At 54.1% G+C, this 23,515-nt stretch carries 17 protein-coding genes; 13 read left to right on the top strand and 4 right to left on the bottom strand.

What is annotated here, in order from left to right:
- Window positions 1-66 precede the first annotated feature (66 nt).
- Both JWF83_RS23665 and JWF83_RS23660 read left to right on the top strand, forming a co-directional pair.
- Entirely contained in the window at window positions 67-1,212 is a 1,146-nt protein-coding gene (locus tag JWF83_RS23665) for a glycerate kinase (protein ID WP_413652952.1), read from the top strand.
- A gap of 166 nt (window positions 1,213-1,378) precedes the next feature.
- Complete coding sequence (locus JWF83_RS23660; RefSeq protein WP_413653045.1) at window positions 1,379-1,813, top strand: DoxX family protein; 435 nt, start codon at window positions 1,379-1,381, stop codon at window positions 1,811-1,813.
- 21 nt (window positions 1,814-1,834) lie between these two features.
- Here JWF83_RS23660 and barA read toward each other — a convergent pair whose 3' ends face one another.
- Window positions 1,835-4,567 (bottom strand): two-component sensor histidine kinase BarA, encoded by a 2,733-nt coding sequence (gene barA / locus JWF83_RS23655; RefSeq protein WP_413652951.1) that lies wholly within the window; start codon window positions 4,565-4,567, stop codon window positions 1,835-1,837.
- Window positions 4,568-4,762: 195 nt separating this feature from the next.
- Here barA and rlmD point away from each other — a divergent pair, with 195 nt between their 5' ends.
- The 7 genes from rlmD (at window position 4,763) to queE (ending at window position 15,492) form a co-directional block, all read left to right on the top strand.
- A complete protein-coding gene (gene rlmD, locus JWF83_RS23650) occupies window positions 4,763-6,079 on the top strand; it encodes a 23S rRNA (uracil(1939)-C(5))-methyltransferase RlmD (RefSeq protein WP_413652950.1) in 1,317 nt (438 codons plus the stop codon).
- Between the two features lie 46 nt (window positions 6,080-6,125).
- Complete coding sequence (gene relA, locus JWF83_RS23645; RefSeq protein WP_413652949.1) at window positions 6,126-8,360, top strand: GTP diphosphokinase; 2,235 nt, start codon at window positions 6,126-6,128, stop codon at window positions 8,358-8,360.
- Between the two features lie 104 nt (window positions 8,361-8,464).
- Window positions 8,465-9,247, top strand: coding sequence for a nucleoside triphosphate pyrophosphohydrolase (gene mazG, locus JWF83_RS23640; RefSeq protein WP_413652948.1), 783 nt, complete (start codon window positions 8,465-8,467; stop codon window positions 9,245-9,247).
- Window positions 9,248-9,470: 223 nt separating this feature from the next.
- On the top strand, window positions 9,471-11,108 hold the full coding sequence (gene pyrG, locus JWF83_RS23635; RefSeq protein ID WP_413652947.1) for a glutamine hydrolyzing CTP synthase: 1,638 nt from the start codon (window positions 9,471-9,473) through the stop codon (window positions 11,106-11,108).
- 134 nt (window positions 11,109-11,242) lie between these two features.
- Window positions 11,243-12,538, top strand: coding sequence for a phosphopyruvate hydratase (gene eno, locus JWF83_RS23630; protein ID WP_413652946.1), 1,296 nt, complete (start codon window positions 11,243-11,245; stop codon window positions 12,536-12,538).
- 220 nt (window positions 12,539-12,758) lie between these two features.
- Complete coding sequence (locus JWF83_RS23625) at window positions 12,759-14,645, top strand: acyltransferase family protein (protein WP_413652945.1); 1,887 nt, start codon at window positions 12,759-12,761, stop codon at window positions 14,643-14,645.
- A gap of 175 nt (window positions 14,646-14,820) precedes the next feature.
- On the top strand, window positions 14,821-15,492 hold the full coding sequence (queE, locus tag JWF83_RS23620) for a 7-carboxy-7-deazaguanine synthase QueE (RefSeq protein ID WP_413652944.1): 672 nt from the start codon (window positions 14,821-14,823) through the stop codon (window positions 15,490-15,492).
- A gap of 70 nt (window positions 15,493-15,562) precedes the next feature.
- Here the strand turns inward: queE and queD are convergent, their stop codons facing one another.
- Window positions 15,563-15,922, bottom strand: coding sequence for a 6-carboxytetrahydropterin synthase QueD (gene queD, locus JWF83_RS23615; protein ID WP_413652943.1), 360 nt, complete (start codon window positions 15,920-15,922; stop codon window positions 15,563-15,565).
- Between the two features lie 293 nt (window positions 15,923-16,215).
- Between queD and cysJ the strand changes: the two genes are divergently transcribed.
- From cysJ to JWF83_RS23600, 3 genes are read left to right on the top strand one after another with little or no spacing between them, the layout of a single operon-like run.
- A complete protein-coding gene (cysJ, locus tag JWF83_RS23610; RefSeq protein ID WP_413652942.1) occupies window positions 16,216-18,021 on the top strand; it encodes an NADPH-dependent assimilatory sulfite reductase flavoprotein subunit in 1,806 nt (601 codons plus the stop codon).
- Window positions 18,021-19,733 carry an assimilatory sulfite reductase (NADPH) hemoprotein subunit gene (gene cysI / locus JWF83_RS23605; RefSeq protein ID WP_413652941.1) on the top strand — a complete coding sequence of 571 codons (1,713 nt, stop codon included), beginning with the start codon at window positions 18,021-18,023 and terminating at the stop codon, window positions 19,731-19,733. The genes cysJ and cysI overlap by 1 nt, the downstream gene beginning before the upstream one ends.
- An 11-nt stretch (window positions 19,734-19,744) precedes the next feature.
- Complete coding sequence (locus JWF83_RS23600) at window positions 19,745-20,479, top strand: phosphoadenylyl-sulfate reductase (protein ID WP_413652940.1); 735 nt, start codon at window positions 19,745-19,747, stop codon at window positions 20,477-20,479.
- Between the two features lie 37 nt (window positions 20,480-20,516).
- Here JWF83_RS23600 and JWF83_RS23595 read toward each other — a convergent pair whose 3' ends face one another.
- Together JWF83_RS23595 and JWF83_RS23590 are read right to left on the bottom strand one after the other, a co-directional pair.
- On the bottom strand, window positions 20,517-20,801 hold the full coding sequence (locus tag JWF83_RS23595; protein WP_413652939.1) for a YciI family protein: 285 nt from the start codon (window positions 20,799-20,801) through the stop codon (window positions 20,517-20,519).
- Window positions 20,801-21,838: an aminopeptidase gene (locus JWF83_RS23590; protein ID WP_413652938.1), complete on the bottom strand. Its 1,038-nt coding sequence runs from the start codon at window positions 21,836-21,838 to the stop codon at window positions 20,801-20,803. The genes JWF83_RS23595 and JWF83_RS23590 overlap by 1 nt, the downstream gene beginning before the upstream one ends.
- Window positions 21,839-22,092: 254 nt before the next feature.
- On the opposite strand from JWF83_RS23590, the gene cysG reads away from it, so the two are divergent.
- Entirely contained in the window at window positions 22,093-23,508 is a 1,416-nt protein-coding gene (gene cysG / locus JWF83_RS23585) for a siroheme synthase CysG (RefSeq protein WP_413652937.1), read from the top strand.
- Window positions 23,509-23,515 lie beyond the last annotated feature (7 nt).

The following is a 23,515-nucleotide window of genomic DNA, read 5'->3' as shown; positions in this document are numbered from 1 at the left end:
TCGGCGTCTGAATGGCGCCGAAAAGTTTGCTTTCTTTCGGCCAGCTAAACAGCGTTCGGAATATCTATGAAAATAGTAATCGCACCGGATTCATACAAAGAGAGTTTATCCGCCTTACAGGTCGCGACGGAGATTGAAGCGGGGTTCCGTGACATCTTCCCCGATGCGCAGTACGTCAAACTGCCCGTTGCGGATGGCGGCGAAGGTACGGTTGAAGCGATGGTGGCGGCGACACAGGGAAAGATCGTCAGGCTAAACGTGACTGGCCCGCTGGGTAAGCAAGTTGAAGCATTCTACGGTCTTTCCGGTGATGAGAGCTGTGCGTTTATCGAAATGGCGGCAGCCAGCGGTTTAGAGCTGGTGCCGGCGGCGCAGCGCGATCCGCTTATCACTACCTCATGGGGCACCGGAGAACTGATCCGCAACGCACTGGATAACGGGGTAAAACATTTTATTATCGGCATCGGCGGCAGCGCCACCAATGATGGCGGTGCCGGCATGGTCCAGGCGCTTGGCGCGCGTTTGCTGGATAACCAGGGCCGGCAAATTGGTTATGGCGGCGGCAGTTTAAATGATCTTGCCAGCATTGATATCAGCCAACTGGATGGTCGTATCGGGCAGTGTCGTTTTGAAGTTGCCTGCGACGTCACCAATCCGTTGACCGGTGACGAAGGCGCATCGGCCATTTTCGGTCCGCAGAAAGGGGCGACGCCGGAGCTGGTGATCCAGCTGGATCAGGCGCTGGCGCACTATGCGCAGATCATTCAGCGCGATCTGGATATTGATGTGCTGCATGTGTCCGGCGGCGGAGCCGCGGGCGGGATGGGGGCGGCATTACATGCGTTTTGCCATGCCGAATTGCGTCGCGGTATTGAGATTGTCACCGAAGCGCTGGGGCTGGATGCGCTGGTGAAAGACGCCACGCTGGTGATTACCGGTGAAGGGCGCATCGACAGCCAGACCATTCACGGCAAAGTGCCGATTGGCGTGGCGCAGGTGGCGAAGCGCTACAACAAACCGGTGATCGGTATTGCCGGTAGTCTGACCGAAGATGTCGGTGTGGTTCATCAGCACGGCATCGATGCAGTATTTAGTGTGATCTACAGTATCTGTACGCTGGAAGAGGCGCTGGATAATGCCGCTGCCAATGTGCGGATGACGGCGCGGAATATCGCCGCCAGTATGGCGATTGGCCGTAGTTTTGTTGATTAAACACAGTTCAGGACCGCTTAAACGCACCGGCGGGATCATTCCCGCCACCTGCTGTTGCAGCTGACGGCCGGCTTTATTGATATCGAACAAATATTCGGCTGATTGTCGTATGCGCAAACATCAGGAAAGGTAATATAAAACCACAACTCTGGTGCGAGATAATATGATGATAACTTCCCTGCTTTCCGCTTTTAATCAGCGGGTTAACCATGCTGAACTGGCTAAACTCCTGCTGCGTTTATCCCTTGGCGGCTTACTGTTTTTCCATGGCTGGCATAAGCTTATGGTTGGCACCGCCGGTATTCAGGGCATGCTGACCGCCCATGGCCTGCCCGGTTTTATCGGTTATGGCGTGTTGATCGGCGAAGTTGTCGCGCCGGTGATGATTATCCTCGGCATTCTCTGCCGTCCTGCCGCGCTGGTGATTATTGGCACGATGGTGGTCGCCTGGTTACTGGCGGCGGTAGATAAAACCTTCCAGCTCGACGCCGTCGGCGCCTGGGCAATCGAGAGCATTGCCTTCTATGTGCTGATGTCGCTGGTACTGCTGTTCCTTGGCGGCGGCCGCTATTCGGTAATGAAAAATCCCGACTGGCGCTGAGCAGCGCGCCTGCTGCCGGCGTTACTGCTGACGTAATACCGCGGTCGCCATTCTGGCGACATTGTCCATTTCATCCAGCAGCTCCAGCAGTTCCGGCTCGATATCGGCGATCCCGCTATCGAGCCGCAGATGATGTTCCAGCTGCTGACACAACTGCTTCAGGCGCGGCACGCCGCTGTAGCTGGCGCTACCGTGCAGCTTATGAATCATATCGCGCAGGCCGAGGTTCTGATTATTGCTCAGGCTGTGCTCCACCTTTTCCCGCACTTCCGGCAGAAAATCGATCAGCATCTGCAGCAAATCGCGCGCCAGATCGGTTTTATTCGCCGCCTGGCGTAGTGCCAGCGGCCAGTCGAGGGATGGCGACACCGGTTGCAATACCTCGGTCACTTCCGGCTGAATGCCTGGAGAATAGCGCGCCAGCAGATGGCTGAGCTTCACCTCATCAATCGGTTTGGCCAGATAATCATTCATCCCGGCCTTAATTAACCGTTCGCGTTCACCATCAATCGCATGGGCGGTGACCGCCACAATCGGGGTATTAATATGTTGCGGCAGTTCGCGAATCATTTCACTGGCGCGGATGCCGTCGATTTCCGGCATCTGAATGTCCATCAGGATAATATCCAGCTTTTGCGCGCGCGCCTGTTGAATCGACTTCTCGCCGCTGTCGCACAGTACGATATGGTCAACCTGCTCTTCCAGTAGCGCCCCGATCAGCTTCAGGTTGGCCGGGTTATCATCCACCGCCATCACGGTCAGCGGCAGACGGGTGCGCGCCGGCAGGTCATATAATTTACGCGCCAGCAGATCCTGCAGCACCGGCATCAGGCGGGTCATGGATACCGGTTTAATAATGCAGCCGTCTACGCCGCGCGCCTTCAGCTCTTCCGCGTAAACCTGCATCTGGCAGGGGAGCGCCATAATCAGACAGTCGGCACGCTCCAGTAACGGAGTGAGCAATTCATCGGAAATATCCTGATTCTGGCGCTGCATCACCGGGATCCCCATTACCAGCACATCATAGTGATCTTCGCTCAGTTCGCTGATGGCGGTGCTGTAACTGATATTCATCGGCGTGGCGCTCAGCATATCCAGCGTGGCCTGTGCCGCCGCCGGGTTAGCCTCAACATACGCCAGCCGTTTACCCTGCAGGCAATCAAGCGCGCGCGGGTCGCTGGCCGCATTCGGGTTCAGCTCAAGGTTAACGTGGAACCAGAAGGTGGAACCATGGTTAAGGCGGCTGTGGAAAGAGATATCGCCGCCCATCTCTTTTACCAGTTTTTGCGTAATCACCAGCCCTAAGCCGGTGCCGCCATGGCGCCGCGAAATACTGGCGTCCGCCTGACGAAACGCCTGGAATAGCTGTGACTGCTGCTTCTCCGAAATGCCAATGCCGGTGTCATGCACCTGCACCTCCAGTTCAACTTTGTTGTTTCCCTGGGTGCGTTTTTCAATGCGGATATCGATATTGCCGCGCTCGGTAAACTTGATGGCATTACCCAGCAAATTGGTGACGATCTGCTGCAAACGCAGCGGATCGCCAATCACGTTATCGGCGACATCGCTCTGGATATTAATCGTCAGCTCCAGCCCTTTCTCATGGGCCGCCTGCGCCAGCAGTACCACGGTCTCATCCAGGGTGGCGCGCAGCGGGAACGGGATGGTTTCCAGCACCAGTTTGCCGGCTTCCAGTTTGGAAAAGTCGAGAACGTCGTTGATGATGCTGAGCAGGTTATTGGCCGAGCGCTCAATGGTGTGCATATAGTCGCGCTGCGTGGCGTTCAGCGGCGTTTTTAGCGTCTGGCGGGTAAAACCAATTACGCCATTTAACGGCGTACGCAGTTCGTGCGACATATTGGCGAGGAACTCTGATTTAATCCGCGCCGCTTCCTGAGCGCGTTTTTTGGCTAAATCCAGCTCGACGTTCTGTATTTCCATCTGTTCAAGGGTTTCGCGCAGATCGGAGGTGGCCTGATCGATATTCTGTTGCATCTCTTCGTGATAGGCGGTCAGCGACATCGCCATCGAGTTGATACCATTTTTCAGCACATCCAGCTCGCCGAGCATATAGCCTTCCACCCGGCTGTCGAGCTGGCCGCGGCGGATGCGGTCGACGGTGCTGACCATATTGCGAATCGGCCCGGTAACATCACGCATCAGACGGTAGGCAAACAGCATAGCGATACACAGGCAAAACAGCAGCAGCAGGGTGGAGATAAACACCTCTTTGTACTGCTGTAACCGCACCGATTGCAGATCCAGTTCGATCGCCACATAGCCCAGCGGATTGCCGGTGGGTTTGGCATTGCGCCCGGGCGACTCATCAGGATAGTAACTTTCGGAGACAATCGGCGTACGCAGGATCATACTATCGCCGCGGCGTTCAATGGCGATGGAGGTCGGCAGCTGTTCGCCGTTGGCGACGCGCAACATCTCCTGATTAAGCTGGTAATTTGAAGTCACAAACAGCTGGTTGTTATCATCAAATACGGTAATGGCGCGTACAATCTCCGAGTGACGCCGGTGCAGCAGACTAACCAGCTGACGTACCGATTCACGGCTATGGAATGTCATGCCGTATTCACTGGCAACCGCCAGCGGTTCGATAATATTGGCACCGGCGTCCACCAGCTGGCGCTGCAGTTCGTTATAGCGATGAACGACAAAAAAGGTACTGAGCAGCAGACCGATCAGCAGCGTCGGTGCCAGTATTAAAATCATCATTCGCGCCCGCAGGCTGTATTTGGTCATGGATTTCCAATATGCGACAATGGCCCCGGTCATTGAACTTGCAATTGCGTTAGCGGCGTCCACTCAGCCGATCGGGATGCGTTCCCTTGCTGCAAATCCAGTGACCCGGGCTATACATAATTCTACGCCGTAGCTGCGGGTACGCCGGTACTACCCGCACGCCGTATCTACGAATTCAGAGACTTAAATTTAATAATGGCGCAATTCTACTCTGCAAAACGGCGCGTGACGACCCGCCAGACGATTACTGTCACTGTTCATGACCTCGATCCCTTTGGCCAGGGGGTGGCACGCCACCATGGTAAGGCGCTATTTATCAGCGGTGCGCTGCCAGGTGAGCAGGTTGAGGTGGAGATCAGCGAAGACAAACGCCAGTTTGCCCGCGGCAAGGCGCTGCGCATCTTAACCCCGAGCGCCCAGCGCGTGCAGCCGGAGTGCGCGCATTTCAGTCAGTGCGGCGGTTGCCAGCAGCAGCATGCCGCGCTGGCGTTACAGCAGCAAAGTAAAGCCGCCGCGCTGGCGCGTATGTTAACGCGGGAAAGCGGGCGTGAAGTCGCGGTGGATGAAATTATCAGCGGCAGTGCTTATGGTTACCGCCGTCGCGCGCGGCTGGGGCTGAATTATCTGGCGAAGAGTCAGACGCTGCAGATGGGTTTTCGTCAGGCGGGAAGCAACGAACTGGTCAATATCAGGCAATGCCCCATTTTGAAGCCCGAACTTAATGCGCTGATCGCGCCGCTGCATGCCTGCCTGAGCAGTTTGCAGGCGGTGCGGCGTCTCGGTCATCTGGAGCTGGTGCTGGCGGATAACGGCCCACTACTGGTTTTACGCCACCTTGACCGCCTGGCTGCCGCCGATCGGCACAAACTGGAACAGTTTTCGCATAAGCATCAGGTAGCGCTGTTTCTTGTCGCGGAGAGTGACAGTCTGGAGCAGGTCAGTGGTGATATGCCTTTTTATCAGACGGATAGTTTAAAACTGACTTTCAGCCCGCGTGATTTTATTCAGGTTAATGACCAGGTAAATCAGCAAATGGTGGCGCAGGCGCTAAACTGGCTGGATCTGCAAGGTGATGATCGGGTGCTTGACCTGTTTTGTGGTATGGGCAACTTCACATTGCCGCTGGCAAAGTTGGTACAAAATGTCACAGGTGTGGAAGGTGTTGCAGCATTAGTTGCTAAGGGCGCGTATAATGCGCAACTGAATAACCTGAAAAATGTGACATTTTTTCAGCATAATCTGGAAGAAGATGTCACGCGCCAGCCATGGGCGGCGCAGGGATTTACTAAAGTGTTACTGGATCCCGCGCGCGCGGGGGCGGCGGGTGTGATGCAACATATTATCAAACTTGCGCCACAACGCGTTGTCTATGTTTCCTGTAATCCGACTACACTTGCCCGTGATAGTCAGGCGTTACTGACATCCGGCTACCAATTGGAAAGGGTCGCGATGCTCGATATGTTCCCACATACCGGTCATCTTGAGTCCATGGTGCTATTTAGCAAAACTTAACCCCGGGGGATTAGCTACCCGCGCGGGGGCTTTGCCAGGAGAGGATATGGTTGCGGTAAGAAGTGCACATTTGAATACGGCTGGCGAGTTTGCTCTCGACCAATGGATCACCAGTTTGGGGATCTCTAACCAGCAGTCATGTGAACGACTGGCCGACACCTGGCGCTATTGTGAAGCCGCCACCAAAAATCATCCCGATCAGGCGCTGCTGTTGTGGCGCGGTATCGAGATGGTGGAAATCCTGACCATGCTGAGCATGGACAATGACAGCCTGCGCAGCGCGCTGTTATTTCCGCTGGCGAACGCAGACGTGGTGTCGGAAGAGACGCTGGAAGAGACCTTTGGTAAAGGCATCGTTTCGCTGGTGCACGGAGTGCGCGATATGGATGCCATTCGCCAGCTGAAAGCGATTCATAACGACTCGATGGCGTCGGAGCAGGTGGATAACGTCCGCCGCATGTTGCTGGCGATGGTGGAAGATTTCCGCTGCGTGGTCATTAAGCTGGCGGAGCGGATTGCGCACCTGCGCGAAGTGAAAGATGCGCCGGAAGATGAACGCGTACTGGCGGCCAAAGAGTGTACCAATATCTATGCGCCGCTGGCGAACCGTCTCGGCATTGGTCAGCTGAAATGGGAGCTGGAGGATTTCTGCTTCCGTTATCTGCATCCGGATGAATACAAACGCATTGCCAAATTGCTGCACGAGCGGCGCATCGATCGTGAACAGTATATTGACAGCTTCGTCGATAACCTGCGCAAAGAGATGGCGAAAGAGGGCGTTAAAGCTGAGGTCTATGGCCGGCCGAAACATATCTACAGTATCTGGCGCAAGATGCAGAAAAAATCGCTGGCGTTCGATGAGCTGTTTGACGTGCGCGCGGTGCGGATTGTCGCCGAGCGTTTGCAGGATTGCTATGGCGCGCTGGGTACCGTGCATACCCTGTATCGCCATTTGCCAAGCGAATTCGATGACTATGTAGCCAATCCGAAGCCGAATGGCTATCAGTCGATTCACACCGTGGTGTTAGGGCCGCAGGGCAAAACCGTCGAAATTCAGATCCGTACCCGCCAGATGCATGAAGATGCCGAGCTGGGTGTGGCGGCGCACTGGAAGTACAAAGAGGGGCCGGGCGTCAGCCAGGCTCGCGGCGCTTCCGGGCATGAAGAACGTATCGCCTGGTTACGTAAACTGATTACCTGGCAGGAAGAGATGGCGGATTCCGGCGAGATGCTGGATGAAGTGCGCAGCCAGGTATTTGACGATCGCGTCTATGTGTTTACGCCGAAAGGGGATGTGGTCGATCTGCCTGCCGGATCGACGCCGCTCGACTTCGCCTACCATATTCACAGTGATATCGGTCATCGCTGCATCGGCGCCAAGATTGGCGGCCGCATTGTGCCCTTTACCTATCAGCTGCAGATGGGCGATCAGATCGATATTATCACCCAGAAACAGCCAAATCCGAGTCGCGACTGGCTGAATCCTAACCTCGGTTATGTGACGACCAGCCGTGGACGCTCGAAAATACACGCCTGGTTCCGTAAACAGGATCGTGACAAGAATATTATTGCCGGTCGCCAGATCCTCGATAGCGAGCTGGATCATCTGGATATTAGCCAGAAAGAGGCGGAGAAACTGCTGTTGCCGCGTTATAACGTCAACAGCATGGATGAACTGCTGGCGGCGATTGGCGGCGGTGATATTCGCCTTAACCAGATGAGCAACTTCCTGCAGTCGAAGCTGAATAAACCCAGCGCCGAAGAGGAAGATCGCAAGGCGCTGCGCCAGCTGACGCAAAAAACCCAAACCAGCAGCCCGCGCAGTAAAGAGAGCGGCCGGGTGGTGGTGGAAGGCGTCGGTAATCTGATGCATCACATTGCCCGCTGCTGTCAGCCGATCCCCGGCGACGAGATTATCGGTTTTATCACTCAGGGACGTGGTATTTCTATCCACCGCGCCGACTGCGATCAGCTGGCGGAGCTGACCTCCCATGCGCCGGAACGTATTGTCGAGGCGGTATGGGGCGAAAGCTATTCCAGCGGTTATTCGCTGGTGGTGCGGGTTACCGCCAACGATCGCAGCGGATTGCTGCGCGATATCACCACCATTCTGGCGAATGAGAAGGTCAATGTGCTGGGTGTCTCCAGCAGGAGCGACACCAAAAAGCAGCTGGCAACCATCGATATGGACATCGAAATCTATAATCAGCAGGTGCTGGGCCGGGTGCTGGCGCGACTGAATCAGGTGCCGGATATTATTGACGCCAGGCGATTGCACTGATGTTGCGGACGGTATAAATGCCGTCCCGGCACGCTATCTGGTGACATAACCCGCGGGGCCATTGCCGGCTCCGCTGCCAAACTCATTTATCCTCAAGGAATTGCATGAACGCTCTCGATCGCCTGCTGGGCATCATGAAAACCCTGCGCGATCCGCAGAACGGTTGCAGCTGGGATCGCCAGCAAAGCTACGCCACTATCGCCCCCTACACTCTTGAAGAGACCTATGAAGTGCTTGACGCTATTCAGCGTGAGGACTTCAGCGATCTGCGCGATGAACTTGGCGATCTGCTGTTTCAGATCGTGTTTTACGCCCAGATGGCCAGTGAAGAAGGGCGCTTCAACTTTGATGATATCTGTCATGCCATCAGCGACAAAATGGAGCGACGCCATCCCCATATCTTTGGCGATGCAACCGTGGCGAACAGCGAACAGCGGCGGGGGATCTGGGAGCGGACCAAATCGGCGGAGCGCGCCGGAAAACAGCAGCACTCGGCGCTGGATGATATCCCTGATGCGCTGCCAGCCTTAATGAAGGCAGATAAAATTCAGAAACGCTGTAGCGCCGTTGGTTTTGACTGGAACTCGCTCGGGCCCGTGCTGGCAAAAGTCTACGAAGAGATTGATGAAGTGATGGACGAAGCGCAGCAGGCGGTGGTGGACGAAGATAAGCTGGAAGAGGAGATCGGCGATCTGCTGTTTGCCACGGTGAACCTGTCGCGTCATCTGGGTAAAAAAGCCGAAACCGCATTGCAGAAAGCCAACCGCAAATTTGAACGTCGTTTCCGTCAGGTTGAACAGATTATCGCCGCACAGGGGCTGGCAATCGGGGAGGCTACTCTTGAACAGATGGAAGCCGCCTGGCAGCAGGTGAAAGGGCGCGAATAGCCGACCAAATTATCGCTTGATTCGATTCAGCAAAATAAAAATATCCTCTGTTCTTATGACCAAAATCAATCTGGCTCACGGGTTTGTCGGCTAATTTAGCCGATAAATACGTTGGCGCGCACACAACCGGAAAGGATCAATTGTCGGGTCAGGGGGTTTCGGGTATACTGTTTTCCCGTCCTGGTTATTCCATCGTCTTTAAACCTAAACTCTCAGGTTCAGCATGACAACGAATTATATTTTTGTGACCGGCGGGGTCGTATCCTCTCTGGGCAAAGGCATTGCCGCAGCCTCCCTGGCAGCTATCCTCGAAGCTCGTGGTCTTAACGTGACCATCATGAAGCTGGACCCGTATATCAACGTGGATCCAGGTACGATGAGCCCTACACAGCACGGTGAAGTCTTTGTTACCGATGACGGTGCTGAAACCGATCTGGATTTAGGTCACTACGAGCGTTTTATCCGTACCCGGATGACACGCCGCAATAACTTTACCACCGGTCGTATCTACTCCGAAGTGCTGCGCAAAGAGCGCCGCGGTGATTATCTCGGCGCCACCATTCAGGTGATCCCGCATATCACTAACGCCATCAAAGAGCGCATTATCGCGGGTGGTGAAGGCCACGACGTGGTGCTGGTGGAAATCGGCGGTACCGTGGGTGATATCGAATCACTGCCGTTCCTCGAAGCGATTCGCCAGATGGCGGTTGATGTTGGCCGTGAGCATACACTGTATATGCATCTGACGCTGGTGCCGTACATGGCGGCAGCGGGCGAAGTTAAAACCAAGCCGACCCAGCACTCCGTTAAAGAGTTGCTGTCGATTGGTATTCAGCCAGACGTACTGATTTGCCGTTCCGATCGTGCGGTTCCGGCCAACGAACGGGCGAAAATCGCTCTGTTCTGTAACGTACCGGAGAAAGCGGTAATTTCTCTGAAAGACGTTGATTCTATCTATAAAATTCCAGGCATGTTGAAATCACAGGGCCTTGACGATTATATTTGTAAACGATTCAGCTTGAGCGCGCCGGAAGCCAACCTCTCCGAATGGGAGCAGGTGATTTATGAAGAAGCTAATCCGGGCGGCGAAGTAACGATCGGTATGGTCGGCAAATATGTCGAACTGCCGGATGCCTACAAATCAGTGATTGAAGCACTGAAGCATGGTGGCCTGAAGAACCGCGTTACGGTGAACATTAAGCTAATCGACTCGCAGGATGTTGAAACCCGTGGTGTCGAATTACTGAAAGATTTGGACGCTATCCTGATCCCAGGCGGTTTTGGTTATCGCGGTGTGGAAGGTAAGTTGATGACCGCCAGGTATGCGCGCGAAAACAACGTACCTTACCTCGGTATCTGCTTAGGTATGCAGGTGGCACTGATGGAGTTCGCCCGCAACGTCGCAGGCATGGAAGGGGCTAACTCCACTGAATTTGTGCCAGACTGTAAATATCCGGTAGTTGCGTTAATCACCGAATGGCGTGATGAAGAAGGCAATGTTGAAGTACGCTCTGAACAGAGCGATCTGGGCGGCACCATGCGCCTTGGTAGTCAGCAGTGCCAGTTGATGGAAAACAGCCTGGTGCGTCAGATGTATGGTTCTGACACCATTGTTGAACGTCATCGTCATCGCTATGAAGTGAACAATATGTTGTTGAAGCAAATCGAAGCTGCTGGATTACGTGTGGCGGGTCGCTCCGGGGATGACCAGTTGGTCGAGATCATTGAGCTCCCGACCCATCCATGGTTTGTTGCGTGTCAGTTCCATCCGGAATTTACCTCAACACCTCGTGACGGGCACCCGTTGTTTGCCGGCTTTGTTAAAGCCGCAAGCGAGTACCAGAAGCGTTTGGCGAAATAATCGAACAGCGCGCTTTTGCATCGTAAAACATTTCGGGTTGCAGCCACTAGCGCCGCAGCCGGAAAGATGAAGGGAAGTGCGTTGTTTGTCTGAGTCTTAGCTTACTTAGCTTAACTTGTACTGAGGAAAATCTAATGTCCAAAATCGTTAAAGTCATCGGTCGCGAAATCATCGACTCTCGTGGAAACCCGACTGTTGAAGCTGAAGTTCACCTGGAAGGCGGCTTTGTTGGTATGGCTGCTGCGCCATCAGGGGCTTCTACCGGCTCTCGTGAAGCGCTGGAACTGCGTGACGGTGACAAATCTCGTTTCCTGGGCAAAGGCGTAACTAAAGCCGTTGCAGCAGTAAATGGCCCAATCGCTGATGCGGTTAAAGGCAAAGATGCGAAAGACCAGGCAAACATCGATAAGATCATGATCGAACTCGATGGCACTGAAAACAAATCTAAATTCGGTGCTAACGCCATTCTGGCCGTGTCTCTGGCTGCTGCTAAAGCTGCCGCTGCCGCTAAAGGTATGCCGCTGTATGAGCACATCGCTGAACTGAACGGTACTCCGGGTAAATACTCTATGCCACTGCCAATGATGAACATCATCAACGGTGGCGAGCATGCCGACAACAACGTCGACATCCAGGAATTCATGATTCAGCCAGTCGGCGCGAAAACGCTGAAAGAAGCCATTCGTATGGGTTCTGAAGTGTTCCATACCCTGGCAAAAGTACTGAAATCTAAAGGTATGGGTACTGCGGTTGGTGACGAAGGCGGCTATGCGCCTAACCTGGGTTCTAACGCCGAAGCACTGGCTGTTATCGCTGAAGCGGTAAAAGCAGCGGGCTACGAACTGGGTAAAGACATCACCCTGGCGATGGACTGTGCTGCGTCTGAATTCTACAAAGACGGTAAGTACGTTCTGGCTGGCGAAGGCAACAAAGCCTTCACTTCAGAAGAGTTCACCCACTTCCTGGAAGACCTGACCAAACAGTATCCAATCGTTTCTATCGAAGACGGTCTGGATGAATCTGACTGGGCGGGCTTTGCTTACCAGACTAAAGTTCTGGGCGACAAAATCCAGCTGGTTGGCGACGACCTGTTCGTTACCAACACCAAGATCCTGAAAGAAGGTATCGACAAAGGTATCGCTAACTCCATCCTGATCAAATTCAACCAGATCGGTTCTCTGACCGAAACTCTGGCTGCGATCAAAATGGCGAAAGATGCTGGCTACACTGCGGTTATCTCTCACCGTTCAGGCGAAACCGAAGATGCCACTATCGCTGACCTGGCGGTAGGTACTGCAGCTGGCCAGATCAAAACCGGTTCTATGAGCCGTTCTGACCGTGTTGCTAAGTACAACCAGCTGATTCGTATTGAAGAAGCGCTGGGCAGCCGTGCGCCATTCAACGGCCTGTCAGAAGTTAAAGGTCAGTAATCAGTGACTCCGGCGCTTATCCTGTGGATAAGCGCTCAGTAAAATCTGAAAAGCCTTATGTTTACATAAGGCTTTTTCTTTTATTGTGAAATGTTATCAGTAAGTTAGAAGTAAAAATAACCCTCTCACTCTTTGTCCTATTTATGTTAAGTCTCGCCTTTATCGTCAGGCATGTGTAAGTATTACGTAATAAACTGTAATTTTACGGAAGGTTTACCTGATGAAATATCGTGCAGATATTGACGGCCTTCGGGCGCTAGCAGTACTGCCTGTTATTGCCTACCATATGGGGGTCCCCATTATTTCCGGTGGTTTTACCGGGGTGGATATTTTCTTTGTTATTTCTGGGTACCTGATCTGTGGCATTATTTGGCAGGGGGCGATAAAAGGGGAATTTTCATATCTCGATTTCTATAAGCGGCGTTGTTTGCGCATTTTGCCTCCGCTATTTGTGGTATTAATCACGACTCTGTTATTTGGCTATCACCATTTGTTACCAACTCAGTTTACAGATTTGGGTAACAGCGCTATTGCCACAACACTATTCTCCTCCAATATTTTCTTCTGGTCACAAGTGGACTACTTTGCCGGGCCAGCTGAGCTGAAGCCTCTGCTGCATACCTGGTCGCTGGCGGTGGAAGAGCAATTCTATATTCTGTTTCCTGTCGTACTGTTGCTGGCTGTGCGCTGGTGCCGTCAGCGAATAACCCAGATGATGTTGCTGATTATTGCCGCCTCTTTCCTGCTCAGTATCGCTGGCGTATTAAAGAAGCCTGATTTTACTTTCTACATGCTGCCTACCCGTGCCTGGGAGCTGGCTATTGGTGGTCTGATTGCTGTTTCCTCCCTCGAAACAAAGGCCAGCACGCTGCGCATGCAGACCCGGCATCTGATCAGCATTACCGGTCTGGCATGCATACTGTTTGGTTTCTTTTGGTTGGATAGCAGTAAACCTTTCCCTTCATGGAATGCGTTATGGCCATGTGTTGGTAGCTTTCTGATAATTCTGGCTGGCCGTGACGCTGCCATTAATCGCCTGCTGGCGTTAAAACCCGTTGTCTATATCGGCATGATTTCCTACTGCCTCTACCTTTGGCACTGGCCGATTATTGTTTATGCGAAGATGTTTTTTAATTTTAGTGAAAATACGCGAGACTTTGCCATCATTGCGACAACTTTTGCATTGGCGATCGCTTCCCGTTATCTGATCGAAATTCCTTTCCGCTACAAACTTTCGGCACTACATCCGACAGGGATTGTTACCGCGTCCGTCGCCGGGTTGGTAGTCCTGGGGGGGGCAACTTTTTATGTCGGGCACTTTAATAATCACTCCGGCCAGTTTTCCACAGAAGCGCTGACGCTGGCCAAGTTCTCTCAGTATCACGGCACTGAGGAATATTATTATCAGTTTCGTGCCGGCAGTTGTTTTATTGATGGCAATAATGAAGAAAAGGATAAATATAATCGTGATTTCTGTCTTAAAACTTCAGTAACGGAAAAGAACTACTTGTTGATCGGTGACAGCCATGGTGCCCATCTGTGGCGTGCGCTCAGTATTGCCGCCGGGCAGAATGTCAATCTGATGCAGGCGACATCTGCAGGTTGTAAGCCCGTGAATCAGCAAAAAATCAATAATAAATGCACAGAGTTGATGGAATATGTGTATCGCCAGTGGGTGCCGAATCATAAGTTGGATGGCGTGATTATTTCCGCACGCTGGTTACCAGAAGATATGGCGCAGCTGCAAGTAACCCTAAAGGAACTGAAAAAGAATACCCCTAATATCATCGTAATGGGGCCGACGGTGGAGTACAACGAACCACTGCCGGACCTGCTGGCCTATCAGCAAAATGGACGACAGGACTTGGTAGCTAATTCAATCAATAAGCATATTAAAGCTATCGATCACCAGGTACAGCAGGTCGCCAGGCAGCAGCAAGTGGGATATATCTCGGTATACAATATCCTGTGTCCGAATGATATGTGTCATGCGCTGGCGTCCAATGGTCAGCCCAGCGCTTTCGATTATGGTCACTTTACCCTTAGCGGAGCAAATGATGTGGCGCGTCAGGCGATGATGCAGATGCACCAGGATAAATTTATGTAATCCCGGCGGCTACGGTTTGCTGAGCAGCTGATATTGCCTTCAACCCTCTTTCTTTTTGTTAGCTGTGAGCATAAGCGTAAAGTGCTCTTGTGTTTTTCTAACAATGATATTTGGCGCAACTGTGGTGATCTGCCATAATCTGCGCCCTCTGATTCCACCCGCTAGCGAGAAAGTGATGCAGTACCCGATTAATGAGATGTTCCAGACATTGCAGGGCGAAGGGTTTTATACCGGCGTACCGGCAATTTTTATCCGCTTGCAGGGATGCCCGGTTGGCTGCAGCTGGTGCGATACCAAACATACGTGGGATAAGCTGGCCAATCGGGAGACGTCGCTGGGCGATATTCTGGTGAAGACCGTTGAGAGTGATGCCTGGGGCCCGGCAGATGCCGGTGCGCTGCTGGCGATGATTGCTCAGCAGGGCTGGACTGCACGTCACGTGGTGATTACCGGCGGTGAGCCGGCTATCTATGATTTGACGCCGTTAACCCTGCAGCTGGAAGCCGCAGGCTATCGCTGCCAGATCGAAACCAGCGGCACTCATGAAGTCCACTGCTCGGCCAACAGCTGGGTGACGGTTTCACCGAAGGTGAATATGCGCGGCGGCTATGATGTGCTGGCGCAGGCGTTAACGCGTGCCGATGAGATTAAGCACCCGGTAGCGCGTCAGCGTGATATTGCGGCGTTAGAGGCGCTGCTGGCGACGCTGAGCGACGCTAAACCGCGCATCATAGCGTTACAGCCGATCAGTCAGAAAGAGGATGCCACTAAGTTGTGTATTGAAACCTGTATTGCGCGCAACTGGCGCTTATCGATGCAAACCCATAAGTATCTGAATATTGCCTGATCAGCACCATTCCCGTAGGGGCGGCATTAATGCCGCCCGTGCCAATGGCATGCACCATGTACCAGGCGCATCAACCGCGATAGACACAGCCGGCAGTACAGGTCTCTTTTACCAATACCGCACTCAGTTCCGGCAGCGCTGGTTTCATCCGATCCCAAATCCATTTTGCCAGCACTTCGCTGGTCGGATTCTCCAGACCAGCGATATCGTTAAGATAATAGTGATCAAGGCGATCGTATAACGGCTTAAAAGCCGCCTTCAGCTCAGCAAAATCCATTACCCAGCCGGTATGCGCATCCACTTCGCCGGTGATTTCAATGCGCACTAAAAACGAGTGCCCATGCAGACGACCACATTTATGGCCTTGCGGTACATTCGGCAGGTGGTGCGCGGCTTCAAACTGGAAATCTTTAAAAAGCGTGGTTGCCATTGTTACAGTCTCAATCTCATCAAAAAACCGACGAAGTCTAACGGAAAACACCTTTTTTCGCACCCGTTTCGCGCCTGCCTGCGTCAACAACTTTCTTTCAGGAAATTGCTGATGAGTAACCTGCTGATTATATTTGTTTTTATTAATCTGTTTTGCTGTTAACCCTTACCCGAAAAACCACTTAGTCATTTTGGTTATTTATTATTTCCAACGCTTATTTAATGGTTATTATGTCACTCGGTAACCTACCTCATCTTATGTCCCGGACCACAGACACTGGAATTTTCAACGTAATGACGACTCAGGCTCCCCCAGGTAATCTGCTTCCGCTTAACCCGGAGCAACTCGCACGCTTGCAGGCGGCGACAGGTGATTTTTCTACCACGCAGCTGGCATGGCTTTCCGGCTACTTCTGGGGAATGGTCAATCAGGCTCCGGCGACTGCCGCCGTTAGCGCCTCTGCGCCGGCAGCGAGCGCGGCCATCACCGTGCTTTCCGCTTCGCAGACCGGTAATGCGCGTCGCCTGGCGGAACAGCTGCGCGATGATCTGCTGGCGGCCAAACTGAACGTCAATCTGGTGAATGCCGGGGACTACAAATTTAAGCAGATCGCGCAGGAAAAACTGCTGGTAATCGTCACCTCCACTCAGGGGGAAGGGGAGCCGCCGGAAGAGGCGGTAGCGCTGCACAAATTTCTGCTGTCGAAGAAAGCGCCAAAATTGACGGATACCGCTTTTGCGGTATTCGGCCTCGGCGATACTTCTTACGAATTCTTCAGCAAGGCGGGCAAAGATTTTGACGGCAAGCTGGCGGAGCTGGGCGGTAAACGCCTGCTGGATCGCGTGGATGCCGACGTAGAGTATGCCGAAGATGCGCGCAAGTGGCGCCAGCAAATTGTTGAAGTGCTGAAAGCGCGCGTACCTGCCGAATCGCCGGCGGCGGCGGCGGTGACCGCCAGCGGCAGCGTCAATCAACTGGACAGCTCTCCTTACAGCAAACAACAGCCGCTGGTCGCCAGTCTGGCGCTGAATCAGAAGATCACTGGCCGTAATTCCGACAAAGACGTGCGCCATATCGAAATTGATTTAGGCGATTCCGGGCTACGCTATCAGCCGGGGGATGCGCTGGGTGTCTGGTATGAAAACGATCCGGCGCTGGTCCGGGAGCTGACGGAATTGCTCTGGCTAAAAGGTGATGAGGCGGTGGTAGTCAACGGCGCCACGCTGCCGCTGGCAGAGGCCCTGCAGAAACATTTTGAGCTGACGGTCAATACGCCGCAGATCGTCGAAGGTTTTGCCCATTTGTCGCGCAATGAAACCCTGCTGGCGCTGGTATCCGATAAGGCTAAACTGCAGCATTATGCTCAGAGCACGCCGATTGTTGATATGGCGCGCCAGGCGCCTGCCGAGCTGCATGCCGAACAACTGATTGAACTGCTGCGTCCGCTGACGCCGCGTCTCTACTCCATCGCCTCTTCACAGGCGGAAAGCGAGACTGAAGTCCATATTACGGTTGGCGCGGTGCGCTATGAGATTGATGGCCGTCCGCGCAGCGGTGGGGCATCAGGCTGGCTGGCCGACCGTCTGGAAGAAGAGGGCGAGATTCGGGTGTTTATCGAGCATAACGATAACTTCCGTCTGCCTGCCAACCCGGAAACACCGGTGATTATGATTGGGCCCGGTACCGGTATCGCGCCGTTCCGCGCCTTTATGCAGCAGCGTGATAACGAGGGTGCCGGCGGCAAGAACTGGCTGTTCTTTGGCAACCCGCACTTTACCGAAGATTTCCTCTATCAGGTGGAATGGCAGCGCTATGTGAAAGATGGCCTGCTGACTAATATTGATTTAGCCTGGTCGCGCGACCAGCAGCATAAAGTTTACGTACAAGATAAGATCCGCGCACAAGGTGCGCAAGTGTGGAGCTGGATTCAGGAAGGCGCGCACATTTACGTCTGCGGCGATGCCAATCGTATGGCAAAAGATGTTGAGCAGGCATTACTGGAAGTGGTAGCCGAACACGGTGGCATGGACATCGAAACGGCTGACGAATTTTTAAGTGAGCTGCGCATTGAGCGCCGTTATCAGCGAGACGTCTACTAATGAGCGAAAAACATCCTGGACCGTTGGTCGTTGAAGGTAAACTGACCGACGCCGAGCGTCTGAAAAAGCAGAGTAACTATCTGCGTGGCACCATCGCTGACGATCTCAACGATGGCCTGACCGGCGGTTTCCGTGGTGACAACTTCCTGCTGATCCGTTTTCACGGTATGTACCAGCAGGATGACCGTGACATCCGCGCCGAACGCGCCGAACAGAAGCTGGAGCCGCGTCATGCGATGATGCTGCGCTGCCGTCTGCCGGGCGGCATTATCACCCCCACCCAGTGGCTGGCGATTGATAAATTCGCCAGCGACAACACCATTTATGGCAGCGTGCGCCTGACTAACCGTCAGACCTTCCAGTTTCACGGCATCCTGAAGGGCAATGTGAAACCGGCGCACCAGATGCTGCACGAAGTCGGACTGGACGCGCTGGCGACCGCTAACGACGTTAATCGTAACGTACTCTGTACCTCGAATCCGGTTGAGTCAGAACTGCATCAGGAGGCTTACGAGTGGGCGAAAAAGCTCTCCGAGCATCTGCTGCCGCAGACGCGCGCTTATGCGGAAATCTGGCTGGATCAGGAGAAAGTCGCCACCACCGATCAGGAGCCGATTCTGGGTGAAACTTACCTGCCGCGTAAGTTTAAAACCACGGTGGTGGTGCCGCCGCATAACGATGTTGATCTGCACGCCAATGATATGAACTTTATCGCTATTGCCGAGAAGGGCAAGCTGGTGGGCTTTAACCTGCTGGTCGGCGGCGGTTTATCGATTGACCATGGTAATAAAGCGACTTACGCCCGTACTGCCAGCGAGTTTGGTTTTCTGCCGCTGGACAAGACGCTGGCAGTCGCGGAAGCGGTGGTCACCACGCAGCGTGACTGGGGGAATCGTACCGACCGTAAAAATGCGAAAACCAAATACACCCTGGAGCGCGTCGGCGTCGAGACCTTTAAGCAGGAAGTGGAGCGCCGTGCCGGCATCACTTTTGCTCCCATTCGTCCGTACGAATTCACCACCCGCGGCGATCGCTTTGGCTGGGTGAAAGGCATCGATAAGAAATGGCATCTGACGCTGTTTATTGAAAACGGTCGTCTGCTGGATTATCCCGGCCGCGCGTTAAAATCAGGCATCGCCGGGATTGCTAAAATTCATCCGGGTGATTTCCGTCTGACCGCTAATCAGAACCTGATTGTGGCCGGCGTGCCGGAAAAACTGAAAAGTAAGATTGAAGAGATTGCCCGCAGTCATGGGCTGATGGAAAACGTTACCGCCCAGCGCGAAAACTCAATGGCGTGCGTATCGTTCCCCACCTGTCCGCTGGCAATGGCCGAAGCCGAGCGCTTCCTGCCTGACTTTGTCACTAAGGTCGAAGGGCTGATGAATAAACACGGCGTCGGCGAAGAGCACATAGTGCTACGCGTTACCGGTTGTCCGAATGGTTGCGGCCGTGCCATGCTGGCTGAAATTGGTCTGGTGGGCAAAGCGCCGGGGCGTTATAACCTGCATCTTGGCGGCAACCGCATCGGCACACGTATTCCACGGATGTATCGTGAGAATATTAATGAAGAAGAGATCCTCGCGAGCATTGATGAACTGGTCGGGCGTTGGGCGCAAGAGCGTGAAGCCGGTGAATGCTTTGGCGATTTCACCATCCGCGCTGGCGTGGTGAAGCCGGTGCTTGATCCGGCGCGTGATTTCTGGGAATAACGGAGGCGATAATGTCTGTATTCGATCTCGCAGCACTGAACGACATGCCGAAAGTTGAGCGTGTAATGGCGCTGGCGGAAGTCAACACCCGGCTGGAAAAGCTGTCTGCTGAACAGCGTGTCGGTTGGGCGCTGGAAAATCTGCCGGGTGATTTTGTCCTGTCATCCAGCTTTGGCATTCAGGCGGCGGTATCATTGCATCTGGTTACCCGCCAGAAGCCAGACATTCCGGTGATCCTTACCGATACCGGTTATCTGTTTCCGGAAACCTATCAGTTTATCGATGCGCTAACCGAAAAGCTGGATCTGAACCTGAAAGTGTTCCGCGCTGAGCAGTCAGCGGCGTGGCAGGAAGCACGCTACGGCAAACTGTGGGAACAGGGTGTGGAAGGCATCGAGAAATACAACCAGATTAACAAGGTTGAACCGATGAACCGCGCGCTGGCCACCCTCGGCGGCCAGACATGGTTTGCCGGTCTGCGGCGCGATCAGTCCGGCAGCCGTGCCCATCTGCCGGTGCTGGCGATCCAGCGCGGCGTATTTAAGATCCTGCCGATCATCGACTGGGATAACCGTCAGGTGTATCAGTATTTGCAGCAGAATGGTCTCAGCTATCATCCGCTATGGGATGAGGGCTATCTGTCGGTCGGCGATACCCATACTACGCGTAAATGGGAGCCGGGTATGGCAGAAGAAGAGACCCGCTTCTTTGGCCTGAAACGTGAGTGCGGCCTGCACGAAGGTTAATTATCACCGCGGGGCGCATCAATACGCCCCGTTGTTATTAGATGCCGACCAGCGCATTAAACTGTTCTGAGGCGCGTGTCACATTCACTTTGGTCACCTCATAGTTCGCCACCGCAACAAAAGGATCTTCCGCCAGAATGCTATCCAGACGCGGGCGATCGATATCTTTTGCCACGATTACGCCGCCGGTGCGCGGATCTTTGCGTCCGGCGGCGATAAATACCCCGGCGGCAAAGTAGCGATCCAGCCACTCAATATGGGGCTGCAGTAAGCTTTCGACTTCCGCCACCGGACGGTGATAACTCAGATAAACAATGTACATTACGGCTCCTTTTTCTTCTGCACCGGCGGGTTCGCCAGTTCGCTAATCAGTGGCAACAGGATTTTCACGCTGTCGCGGCTGCGCTGCGTAATGCGCCCCGGCAGCCAGCGATCGATATAACTGAGATTATCACGCTCGGTTTGATGGCGACTAATGCCCTGCGGGAAATGACCCGAGATGCGTCGTTGCTGCCAGCCATCCTGGTTACCCAGCGTCCAGTTGGCGGCACGCACGTTCAGCAGCGGAAAACCAGCGCTGTCAAAGCTATTCACTGCCGGATAGTCACTGTTTACCGCCTGATGGCTGTCGACACTAATACCATAACCGCGGGCGATGGTCAGGGCACGGTCACGTGTCTGACGCGCGACCGCGGCCGGGGTTTTGCTGCCGCTGTTAAAATAGAGCTTATCGCCAACGATCAGGCTGTCGAGATTAATCACCAGCAGGGTGTTTTTCTTCTCTTCAGGCTTCATGCGCGCCAGGTAGTCCTGGCTACCGTGCTGACCAATCTCCTCGCCGCTCAGCGCCACAAAGCGAATGCCATAATGCAGCGGCAACTGGCTCAGGCGCTGCGCCAGCTCCAGCATCACGCCAAGACCGGCGGCATTATCGTCCGCCCCCTGTAAGCGCAGGCCACCGAGATTGCGCTGAACATCGGCGTCGCTTAGCGGACTCCAGGTATCAAGATGAGTGACCACCAGGATTTGCTGCGGCACTTTCCCTTCACGCGCGGCAATAACCGAAGTGCCGGTAACGTTACGCCAGACGGCGCTGCCATCTTTGTGCAGGTACTGATAGCGGGTATGAAAATCGCGTTTGTCGCTGTGGTAACCCATCGCGCTGAACTGCTGCTGCAGATAGTCTGCGGTCAGCAACTCCGCCGGGCTGCCGATCATCCGGCCCGGGAACCAGGTGGCGATATTGCGTAACTGTTGTTCAGCCTGCTTGCCGACGGGGAGCTCCGTGGCGCTAACGGGTAAAGCGATAGCGCTACTGAGCAGCGCGGCCAGCAGGCACATTCGTAGGGGGGAGAACATTTCAGGATCCTTAGGCGTCATCCGATGGCGCACCAGCGAAATTTTTTACCGCACTAGTATGAAATTGTGATCGCAGTCAGACAATTACATTCGCTCTGAAACCTGCTGAATATCATCTGTTAAGCACATTTTGTTATCAGCTTAGCTATGGCGTTATTCCATTCGGTAACTACTCATTCCAATAAGTAATTTCGTCTGAGGGAAGCAGCAGACGTATAGTCCGTTAACTTTCTGTTATTTTCGATAAGGTCGACGTGGACTATCTTCCGATTTTTGCCGATCTCAAGTCTAAACCGGTACTGGTGGTGGGCGGTGGTGACATTGCGGCGCGCAAAATTGAATTGCTGCGTCGTGCAGGCGCTCGGGTACAAATTGCCTCCCGCGAATTGTGTGCAGAGCTACAGGCGTTAGTTGAGATTGACGAAGTCGAATGGCTGGCAACCGCTTTTGACGAAGCACAGCTCGACAGCGTGTTCCTGGTGATTGCCGCCACCGATGACAGTACGCTTAACGGCAGGGTATCTGCGGCGGCTAATCTGCGCTACCGGCTGGTGAATGTGGTTGATGATCAGCCGAAATGCTCCTTTATCTTTCCTTCGATTGTCGATCGCTCACCGCTGGTGGTGGCGATCTCTTCCAGCGGTACTGCACCGGTACTGGCGCGTCTGTTGCGTGAAAAACTGGAGGCGTTACTGCCTGCTAACCTCGGGCAGATGGCGCAGATTGCCGGTGAGTGGCGCGACAAAGTAAAGCAGCGTTTTAACAAGATGTCTGACCGTCGCCGCTTCTGGGAACGTGCCTTTAACGGCCTGTTCGCCAGTCAGGTCGCTGCCGGCAATGTTCAGGGCGCGCGACAGACGCTGGATGAGCAACTGGTCAATCCGGAGAAAACCCAGGGCGAAATCGTGCTGGTCGGCGCCGGACCGGGAGATTCCGGTCTGCTGACGCTGCGCGGCCTGCAGGTTATGCAACTGGCGGATGTGGTGCTGTATGACCACCTGGTCAGTGATGACATCTTAGATTTAGTCCGGCGTGATGCCGACCGTATCTGTGTCGGTAAGCGTGCCGGCGCGCATTCCGTGCCGCAAGAGGAGACCAACCGTCTGCTGGTGGAACTGGCGCAGCAAGGCAAACGTGTGGTGCGCCTGAAAGGGGGCGATCCTTTTATTTTTGGCCGCGGCGGCGAAGAGCTGCAGGCGGCGCAGGCGGCGGGTATCCCGTTCCAGGTGGTGCCGGGCGTCACTGCGGCCGCCGGGGCGACGGCGTATGCCGGTATTCCGCTGACCCATCGCGACTACGCCCAGAGCGTACTGTTTGTTACCGGTCATTGCCGCAGTGACGGCGATGGTACCGACTGGCCGACCCTGGCGCGCGCGCGCCAGACGCTGGCAATTTATATGGGCACCGTGAAGGCGGCAGAAATCAGCCAGCAGCTGATTGTCCATGGCCGCGATGCTAACACTCCGGTGGCGGTGATTGGCCGCGGCACCCGGCAGGACCAGCAGGTTTTGACCGGCACGCTTGAACAGCTCGAAGAACTGGCGCAACGCGCCCCAACGCCAGCGCTTTTGGTGATTGGCGAAGTCGTCAATCTGCATGCGCAGTTGGCCTGGTTTCAACATTCAGCACAGCAGGCCGGACGTGAATCCGCCGTTGTGAATTTGGCTTGAGGAAAGA

It is taken from the genome of Pantoea sp. B65, from assembly GCF_047308185.1.
In the GTDB taxonomy this organism is placed as follows: domain Bacteria; phylum Pseudomonadota; class Gammaproteobacteria; order Enterobacterales; family Enterobacteriaceae; genus Erwinia.
This window is presented reverse-complemented; position numbering and strand designations above follow the sequence as displayed.

Coding starts and splice junctions, on each gene's coding strand:
- JWF83_RS23625 (WP_413652945.1), top strand. CDS start 12,759: ATGAAATATCGTGCAGATATTGACGGCCTTCGGGCGCTAGCAGTACTG.
- queD (WP_413652943.1), bottom strand. CDS start 15,922: ATGGCAACCACGCTTTTTAAAGATTTCCAGTTTGAAGCCGCGCACCAC.
- cysJ (WP_413652942.1), top strand. CDS start 16,216: ATGACGACTCAGGCTCCCCCAGGTAATCTGCTTCCGCTTAACCCGGAG.
- mazG (WP_413652948.1), top strand. CDS start 8,465: ATGAACGCTCTCGATCGCCTGCTGGGCATCATGAAAACCCTGCGCGAT.
- rlmD (WP_413652950.1), top strand. CDS start 4,763: ATGGCGCAATTCTACTCTGCAAAACGGCGCGTGACGACCCGCCAGACG.
- pyrG (WP_413652947.1), top strand. CDS start 9,471: ATGACAACGAATTATATTTTTGTGACCGGCGGGGTCGTATCCTCTCTG.
- JWF83_RS23595 (WP_413652939.1), bottom strand. CDS start 20,801: ATGTACATTGTTTATCTGAGTTATCACCGTCCGGTGGCGGAAGTCGAA.
- eno (WP_413652946.1), top strand. CDS start 11,243: ATGTCCAAAATCGTTAAAGTCATCGGTCGCGAAATCATCGACTCTCGT.
- relA (WP_413652949.1), top strand. CDS start 6,126: ATGGTTGCGGTAAGAAGTGCACATTTGAATACGGCTGGCGAGTTTGCT.
- barA (WP_413652951.1), bottom strand. CDS start 4,567: ATGACCAAATACAGCCTGCGGGCGCGAATGATGATTTTAATACTGGCA.
- JWF83_RS23590 (WP_413652938.1), bottom strand. CDS start 21,838: ATGTTCTCCCCCCTACGAATGTGCCTGCTGGCCGCGCTGCTCAGTAGC.
- JWF83_RS23600 (WP_413652940.1), top strand. CDS start 19,745: ATGTCTGTATTCGATCTCGCAGCACTGAACGACATGCCGAAAGTTGAG.
- JWF83_RS23665 (WP_413652952.1), top strand. CDS start 67: ATGAAAATAGTAATCGCACCGGATTCATACAAAGAGAGTTTATCCGCC.
- cysI (WP_413652941.1), top strand. CDS start 18,021: ATGAGCGAAAAACATCCTGGACCGTTGGTCGTTGAAGGTAAACTGACC.
- queE (WP_413652944.1), top strand. CDS start 14,821: ATGCAGTACCCGATTAATGAGATGTTCCAGACATTGCAGGGCGAAGGG.
- JWF83_RS23660 (WP_413653045.1), top strand. CDS start 1,379: ATGATAACTTCCCTGCTTTCCGCTTTTAATCAGCGGGTTAACCATGCT.